Below are 3,367 nucleotides of genomic sequence, written 5' to 3' on the forward strand. Positions count from 1 at the left end.
CACCCCCGCCGACGAGGCCCCGATCTGCTCGGCCCGTGGGTGTCGCGCCCCCGCCGTCTGGGCGTTGCGCTGGAACAACCCCCGACTGCACGACCCCGAGCGCCGTAAGACCTGGCTGGCCTGCCCGGCCCACCGGACGTCCCTCGGCGACTTCCTCGACGCGCGCGGCTTCCTGCGCGAGGTCGCACCCCTGCCGGGATCGCATACCCTCGGATCGTGAACGCGCGAAGCGGACGTCTCCGGTGACCGGCGCAGAGCCGGCGCAGCCCCCGGTCAGTGCCCTGGAACCCTGGCCGGACGCCGTCCGCTGGCAGCCCATCTCCCGTGACCTGATCTGGGTGGAGCTGCTGCGGCTGGCCATCGTGCTGGCCGTGGTGCTGGCCGGGTTGGCTGTCGGCTGGGCCCTCAGTGGCCACTGGCTCTTCGGCGCGGCGCTCGGCCTGGTGCTGCTGGCGGGGCTGTGGCGGACGGTGGCGATCGTCCGGGCCGTGCACGCCTGGGGCTACGCCGAACGCGACAGGGACCTGCTGGTCCGGCACGGGCTGCTGGTACGCCGGCTGTCCATCGTGCCGTACGCGCGGATGCAGTTCGTCGATGTCAGCGCCGGCCCGCTGGAACGCGCCTTCGGCCTCGCCACCGTGCAGTTGCACACCGCCGCGGCGGCCAGTGACGCCCGGATTCCCGGTCTGCGGCCGGCGGAGGCAGCCCGGCTGCGCGACCGGCTGACGGCGCTCGGCGAAGACCGCGCGGAGGGGTTGTGAGCGACGGCCCGCACCATCCCGAGCCGGTCCGCCCCGGGTCCGTGCCGGGCCACTCACGCGGCGATACCGGCGACGGCCGGTGGCCCGCCCCACCGGCCGGGCCGTGGCCCGCACCGGCCGGCCGGTGGGCCCCGCCGGAGGCCACCGGTACGCCGCCGGCGGACCTTCCGCCCGAGGAGCCCCGGCAGCGCCTGCACCCGCTGAGCCCCGTGCTGCACGGCGCGAAGTCCCTCATCGTCGTCATCGCCGGCCTGTCCTGGTCGACGCTGTCCCGGGTGGGCTTCGGCTGGTTCGCGGCGATGGTGGTGGTGCTGGCCCTGGGCGCGACCGTGCTCGCGGTGGTCAGCTGGTGGAACACCGGGTACCACATCGTCGGGCGGGAACTGCGGATCCACGAGGGGCTGCTGTGGCGGCGCACCCGGGCCATCCCGCTGGAACGGTTGCAGGCGGTGGAGGTGGTCCGGCCGCTGCTCGCCCAGCTCACCGGCCTGGCCGAGCTACGGCTGGAGGTGGTCGGCGGCGGCAAGACCGAGGCGCCGCTGGCGTACCTGGGGCTCGCCGAGGCGGCGACGTTGCGCCAGCGGCTGCTCGCGGTGGCGGGCCGCGCGCCGGGCCACCCGTCCGCCCCGGTGGTCGCCGCCGCCGGGCCCGCGCCGGAGACCACCGGGCGTGAGCTGCACGCCGTACGCCACGGCGACCTCCTGGTCAGTCAACTGCTCACCCCACAGGCGTTCCTGCTCCCCTTCGGGGTGGCCTTCGTGGTGGCGCAGTTCGTCTCCGAGGGGTCCTGGTCGTTCATCGCGGTGGCCAGCACGTTGACCGCGATGGCCGGCATCATCCTGCAACCGGTGCGTCGGGTCCTCGACGACTGGGACTTCCGGCTGGCCCGGGAGGACGCCGGCCTGCGGATACGCAACGGCCTGCTGGAAACCCGGATGCAGACCGTCCCGCTGGACCGGGTGCAGACGGTGGGGGTGACGTGGCCGCTGCTCTGGCGGTGGAAGGGGTGGCTGCGGCTGCGCCTGGAGGTCGCCGGCTACTCGGCCGGCGACCCGGACGACCGCAACCGGCCGGACCGGCTGCTGCCCGTCGGCGACCTGCGCACCGCCGAGATGATCGTGGCCGAGGTGCTCCCCGGGGTGCGACTGACCACGTTGCCGTTGATGCCACCGCCGGCCCGGGCCCGCTGGCTGCGCCCGCTGAGCGCCCGGGTGCTCGGCGCCGGGCTGGGCGAGCAGGTCTTCGCCGTCCGCTCGGGGCTGTTGACGCGGCAGCTGGCGATCGTCCCGTACGCCCGGATCCAGAGCGTGCGGGTGGTGCAGGGGCCGGCACAGCGGCGACTGCGGCTGGCCACGGTGCACGCCGACACGGCGTCCGGCGGCGGCGCCGCGGCATACGACCGTGACCTGGCCGAGGCGTGGGCCCTCGCGGCGGAGCTGGTCGCGCGGGCGCACGCGGCGCGGCGACGCCGCTGACCCGTCCCCGGCCGGCCGTGGCAACGGACGGCCGGCGGGCGGTTCAGCGAGTGACCGGTTCGGCGGGCTCCTCGACGTCCGGCGGGCCGGCGGGAGCCGGTGGCACGGCGTGCGGCTTCGCCGCGACCGGGGTGGCGGCCGGCGCCTCGGCGTCCGCCCCGGCCGGCCCGTCAGGGACGTCAGGGGCGTCGCCGACCGGCCGGCGACGGGCCCGGCGGGCCGCCCACCAGCGCTCGGCCAGACCGACCACCAGGAAGGTCAGCCCCACGTACGCCCAGCCGACCAGCACGTCGATCACGTAGTGCTCGCCGGAGTAGACCAGGGTGAAGGTCATCGCCAGCGGGTACGCCAGCAGCAGCGGCCACCAGCGCCGGCGGACGGAGCGGAAGAAGAACAGCACCACGAACAACGCCCACGCGGTGTGCAGTGACGGCATCGCGGCCACCGGGTTGGCGGCGATCTGGCCGGCGTTGAGCAGGTTGCCCGCGCCGTGCATGCCGAACGCCTTCCAGCCCCGGGTGGAGATCCGGGCGACCTCGGTGAGCAGTCCGTTCTGCGCCGCCCACCAGGGCGGGGCGGCCGGGTAGAGGAAGTAGGTCACCAGGCCGGCGGCGCAGAGGAACCCGAAGCGCCGCATGTACGCCGCCCACCGGCGGCGGTTGCGCAACCACAGCACCGCGGCGGCGGCCAGCGCCACCACGAAGTGGGAGAAGTAGACCCAGCTCGCCAGCACGTCCCACCAGCGCACGTCGGGCTGGTACAGGTGCTCCTGCAACCAGACGGTGGGCACCTCCCCGCCGGTGGCCCAGCCGAACATCACCCGGTCGGCGACGATCAGCTCGTAGGCGTGCGGGGTCGCGCCGTTGTCGGCGAACCCACGGGAGAGGTTGTAGACCGCGAGCAGCAACACCACCGGGATCCAGTCCCGGGCGAAGGCCAGGTGGCTGCGCCACGGCCGGTGCGAGTTCCAGGCGACGGTGCCCGCCCAGATCCAGAGGAAGGCGTACGCCGGATCGGTGGGCAGACCGATGGCCAGCCAGGCGACGACGAAGGCGACGCCCCAGACCGCCATCGCGGTCACGCGCCGGCGACCGGCGACGGGAGACGCGGGGGGTCCGGTCGGGGCGGGGG

Annotated in this window: 3 protein-coding genes and 1 pseudogene; 3 read left to right on the forward strand and 1 reads right to left on the reverse strand. The window is 75.2% G+C overall.

The annotated features are described in order from the left end of the window. The 3 genes and pseudogenes from E1165_RS28265 to E1165_RS28275 form a co-directional block, all read left to right on the forward strand. Positions 1-220, forward strand: a pseudogene (locus tag E1165_RS28265) (hypothetical protein); the annotation flags it as partial. A 22-nt stretch (positions 221-242) separates the two neighbouring features. Next, positions 243-761 (forward strand): PH domain-containing protein, encoded by a 519-nt coding sequence (locus E1165_RS28270; protein ID WP_132394746.1) that lies wholly within the window; start codon positions 243-245, stop codon positions 759-761. Then, positions 758-2,236: a PH domain-containing protein gene (locus E1165_RS28275; RefSeq protein WP_371687407.1), complete on the forward strand. Its 1,479-nt coding sequence runs from the start codon at positions 758-760 to the stop codon at positions 2,234-2,236. Before E1165_RS28270 ends, E1165_RS28275 begins: the two co-directional genes overlap by 4 nt. 43 nt (positions 2,237-2,279) lie before the next feature. Here E1165_RS28275 and E1165_RS28280 read toward each other — a convergent pair whose 3' ends face one another. Further along, positions 2,280-3,317 (reverse strand): phosphatase PAP2 family protein, encoded by a 1,038-nt coding sequence (locus E1165_RS28280; RefSeq protein ID WP_371687408.1) that lies wholly within the window; start codon positions 3,315-3,317, stop codon positions 2,280-2,282. Positions 3,318-3,367: the final 50 nt, after the last annotated feature.

Source organism: Micromonospora sp. KC723 (genome assembly GCF_004348595.1).
In the GTDB taxonomy this organism is placed as follows: domain Bacteria; phylum Actinomycetota; class Actinomycetes; order Mycobacteriales; family Micromonosporaceae; genus Micromonospora.